The following is a 4,114-nucleotide window of genomic DNA, read 5'->3' as shown; positions in this document are numbered from 1 at the left end:
GCTTCTTCCAGTCATGGTGAACGTCGGCAGGCTGGTTGGAGCGGTTCAGGAACATCAGTGCCCAATCCCCGCCGTCGAGCGGCTTGGCATAGAACTCCAGTGGGCCGTCGACCAGAACGCGGAGCGCCTGCACACCCAGCTTGTCCTGGCTCACCGCGATCACGCCGGGGTTGGTCAGGATGCGGCGGGTCGACTCGGACATGGAACGCAGGTCGTTGCCCAGGATGAGGGGCGAGGCCAGCATGGCCCAGATCGACAGATGGGCGCGGTCTTCATCCTCGCTCATGCCATTGCCCACTTCGAGCATGTCCATATCGTTCCAGTGGCCGGGCCCTGCGAAGTTGCGCAGGTTGGCGTCAGCGTGCTTGTCGAGGATGCGCAGCACGCCCAGACCCGTCGAGAAACCGGGATTGAACTGGCAGTCGAAGCAGTTGTAGATGTCGGGCGTGGTGCGCCACAGATGCCCGACCTTGCCGGCCCACTCCCACGGCTTGCTCATGCCCCATTCGCAAATGCTGAACACCATCGGACGGCCCGTCTTGGCGATCGCGTCGCGCATCGTGGTGTAGGCCGGTTCGGCGCTCATGCCTGGGGTGTTGCACCAGTCGTACTTGACGTAGTCGATGCCCCAGCGCGCATAGACCAGCGCATCCTGATATTCGTGGCCGCGGCTGCCGGGACGGCCGCCGCAGGTGGCATCGCCGGCATCCGAGTAGATACCCAGCTTGAGTCCCTGGCCATGGACATAGTCCGCCAGCGCTTTCATGCCGGATGGGAAGCGCTTGGCGTCGGGCTGGATGTTGCCCTCGGCGTCGCGCTGGCCTTGCCAGCAATCGTCAATGTTCACGTACTGGTAGCCGGCGTCCTTCATGCCTGACTTGACCATGGCATCGGCGGTCTCGCGGATCAGGCGTTCGTCGATATCGCAGGCAAATTTGTTCCAGCTGTTCCAGCCCATGGGCGGGGTGAGGGCCAGGCCTTCAGCCTTTTGTGCCCAGCTATTGCCTGCCGCGCCAAGGAACAGGGTCAGCGCCGCGACGGCCATCATTGCCCAGCTGTGGAACAGCGTCTTGTGTGTTGTGTGCTTTGTTTTCATTTCCGGATCACTCTCAGTTCAATCAGTTGCAGGCAGCAATCGGCCGGCACGCTTTGGCCTCGCCACCACCGCCAGGCTCGGCTGGATGGTGGGCGACACGACAAGATAGGCCGCCACGCGCACCAGGTCCGGACCGTCCAACAGAACGCTTTTGGTCATACCGCGTAGATGGAAACGCACGCCTTCCGCCGTTCGGCGCCAAGCACAACCGTCGGACCACGCGTCCGCCGGCAGATTCCCGGCAGCGTCGAGCGCCGAAGGTTGCTGCCCTGTCGCGCGCGTCGGCGAGCGTGCCTACTAACGCGCAGGCCAGCACTCCTTCGGAGAAATTGTTGTGTTCGTCCTGGCCCAGGAACATACGGCTCTCGTTGCTTTTGCGGATTGACTAATCGGTTGACCAATTCTTAATTAACCGATTAATCAGCTGTTCAAAAAAGGTGCGGCCACGCCGCACGCGCATCTTAAATTGGTCGACCAGTTAAGCTGACTAGGGGAAAACCTAGCCACCTCCGCACGTGTCAAGGGATGGTCAGCGGCTCGCTCCGCGGTCCTGGCAAGGTCCGCCTGTGGACGATCTCGACGGGCAGGACGATGTCGCGAGGGCCCTCGTAGGCCTCGCCACGGCGCTGCGCCTCGATCAGCTGCATCAGGGCCTCGACCGCACGACGACCTATCTCAASCAGGGGCTGGCGCACGGTCGTCATGCCCAGTGCGCGGGCCATCAAGGTGTCATCGAAGCCTGCAATGGAGATGTCCCGAGGAACGCTCAACCCGCAGCTCTGCAGCGCCTCGATGGAGCCGAAGGCGATGTCGTCGCTGCCACAACAGACGGCCTCGGGCAACGGCTGACCGCGGTGCCGTTGCAGCCATTCCCGCATGGCCTGCCTACCCCCTTCGGCGGTGAACCACGTGCGGATCAGATGGTCGGATGCAACTTCCACTGCGGCTTCGGCATGGGCGCGCAGGAAGCCATCGACACGGACGTCCGCGCCCTTGACGTTCACCGGACCACCCATGCAGAGGATCCGGCGATAGCCAAGCTCGAGCATGTGGCGTGCAATGGCATAGCCGCCTGCTTCATCGTCGGCCTCGACGTTCACCTGGGCCTGCAATAGCGGGCCAGCGTGGATCGTGACCATGGGCGTATGCGGTGGCAGCCAAGTCGTGCTGTCATCTTCCAGCTGACGCGCCAGCACGACGAGCCCGTCGACGCGTCCGTCGCACAACGCAGGGATGCGCTTGGGCGCTTCTTCCCAGCCGCCGAGCGGAAAGATGGATGTGCTCTGTTGGGCTTGCGTCGCGCCCCGCACGACGCCGTTGAAAATTTCCAGGAAATAGAGGTTGGGCTCCTCATTGGCAATGTTGGCGACGAAGCCGATGGCATTGGTGCGTTGAAACGTCAGCGCACGCGCGGTCGCGTTGGGCCGGTAGCTCAAGCGCGCCGCCGCCGCGAGGACCCGTTCACGCGTCTCGACCGACACGCGCGTCGAACCCTTCGCACCGCTGAGCGCGGAGGACGCCGCCGCACTAGAAACCCCCGCTTCTCGCGCGACGTCAGCAAGCGTGGGCAACTTGTGACGACGGCTCTTCGGCGGCTTGGACGGCTGGGGTATCGGAGCGGACACTTCCGGGGCTGGAGACGGGGCGAGGCACTCTAGCATCGCGTCTGGCTGGAGCCGCTGGAACTGCTCGAGTCCTTCAGTCGAATCAATGCTGCCAAGGCAGCTCTGTGCTCACCTTCGCCAGCTTGCGGCCGACCGTGGTCACTGTCGGACCTGACGTCTTCGTGGCTGATGGTCGTCAACGAAGGCCGTTAACCTATGTGGTCAGAGCCCGATCCTCGCCATTTGCAGGCTGACTTGCTGGTGAAGAGGCTTTCCGTGACATGGGACCGTCAGTTGCTGGCCGCTAGCCGCCCCGTCAAGCACCCGTCCTTCGCATCAGCCGGCCTCGACCCCCAAGAACTCCGCCAGCCGCGTCCGCTCCACCTCCAGCGCTGGTTTGAAGGCCGCGTCGCGGGGTGCGCGGCCGGCCACATAGCCGCAGTCCACTTTCAGTCGCCCGCCCTTCACGCTGGCATTGGCCCAGCCGACGACCTGGTCGCGCCACAGCAGCGGCAGTGCGTAGTGGCCGCGCACCCTCTTGGCCGCTGGCGTGTAGGCCTCGAAGCGGTAGGCCCAGCCCCACAGCAGCTCGAAACGGCGGCGGTCCCAGACGACAGGATCGAAGGGCGCGAGCAGTCGCACCTGCGAGGGGATGCGCCAGCCGCGTGTCGGGTCTTCATTCGCCGGCCAGTACCAATCCACGCCGCCGATGTGCGTGTGCGCCAGGCGTTCCTTCGCGCGGGCGATCGTCGCCGGCGCCAGCTCGCGCCACTGGTGGGCGCCGTGGAACAGCATGCGGATGAGCTGGGACAGGCTGCCGGCCGGCAGGGGGGCGTATTTCTGCACCAGCACATCGGCCAGCGCGTCCATGGCCGTCTGCGGGTCGGGGTGGGCTTCCCAGGTCGGACCGAGTCGGTAGACGCGCGTGCCGCTGTCGCGCCGCACGACGTCGAGATGGCCGCGGTAGTGCAGGCCATCCAGCAGCTCGGTGGACAGCCGGCTGTTACCGCCAAACCAGTTCTTCACCGGTCCGTGGCCCAGCGCCGCGTCGACCTCGGCGGGATGGGCCTCGCCCAGGCGCTCGACCTCGGCCAGCACGGCGTTGGCGAGCTTCCAGCGCGGCTTGTCCCACACACGACGCGTCGTGCGCGGGTGCATCAGCGCGCGCAGCTCGGGCGTGACGAAGCCGTAGTTGATGAAGAAGTCTTCCTGCAGCGGCAGGCGCGGGTAGCGGCGCTCCAGGTCGCCGGCGCGGTAGTCCTTGACGCGGTGGCGCAGCGTCAGGTCCTGCGCCCTGGCTGGGGCGCGCAGCGGGTCGGCCTGCACAAAGCCACCGAGCTTCTCGACGGCCTTGACCAGGGTGGTGGGCGTGAACAAGCTGCGCGCGACGGCATGGCGGCGCAGGGTGCTGAGA

At 65.4% G+C, this 4,114-nt stretch carries 4 protein-coding genes; all 4 read right to left on the bottom strand.

Annotated elements, in window-relative coordinates; all coding sequences use genetic code 11:
- Positions 1–1,096 (bottom strand): hypothetical protein (locus ACXJKR_RS26135; RefSeq protein ID WP_457325290.1); only part of this gene is annotated, 1,096 nt, incomplete at its 3' end.
- Positions 1,097–1,114: 18 nt separating this feature from the next.
- Positions 1,115–1,255 (bottom strand): hypothetical protein, encoded by a 141-nt coding sequence (locus ACXJKR_RS26130; RefSeq protein WP_457325289.1) that lies wholly within the window; start codon positions 1,253–1,255, stop codon positions 1,115–1,117.
- Between the two features lie 359 nt (positions 1,256–1,614).
- Positions 1,615–2,667 (bottom strand): LacI family DNA-binding transcriptional regulator, encoded by a 1,053-nt coding sequence (locus ACXJKR_RS26125; RefSeq protein ID WP_457325288.1) that lies wholly within the window; start codon positions 2,665–2,667, stop codon positions 1,615–1,617.
- 369 nt (positions 2,668–3,036) lie between these two features.
- The coding region (locus ACXJKR_RS26120) for a DNA glycosylase AlkZ-like family protein (RefSeq protein ID WP_457325287.1) at positions 3,037–4,114 on the bottom strand (1,078 nt) is incomplete at its 5' end.

The sequence above is a fragment of the Roseateles sp. P5_E11 genome, assembly GCF_054049355.1.
The sequence above is the reverse complement of the archived record's forward strand: the minus strand, read 5'-3'. Positions and strand labels throughout refer to the sequence as shown.

Coding starts and splice junctions, on each gene's coding strand:
- ACXJKR_RS26130 (WP_457325289.1), bottom strand. CDS start 1,255: ATGACCAAAAGCGTTCTGTTGGACGGTCCGGACCTGGTGCGCGTGGCG.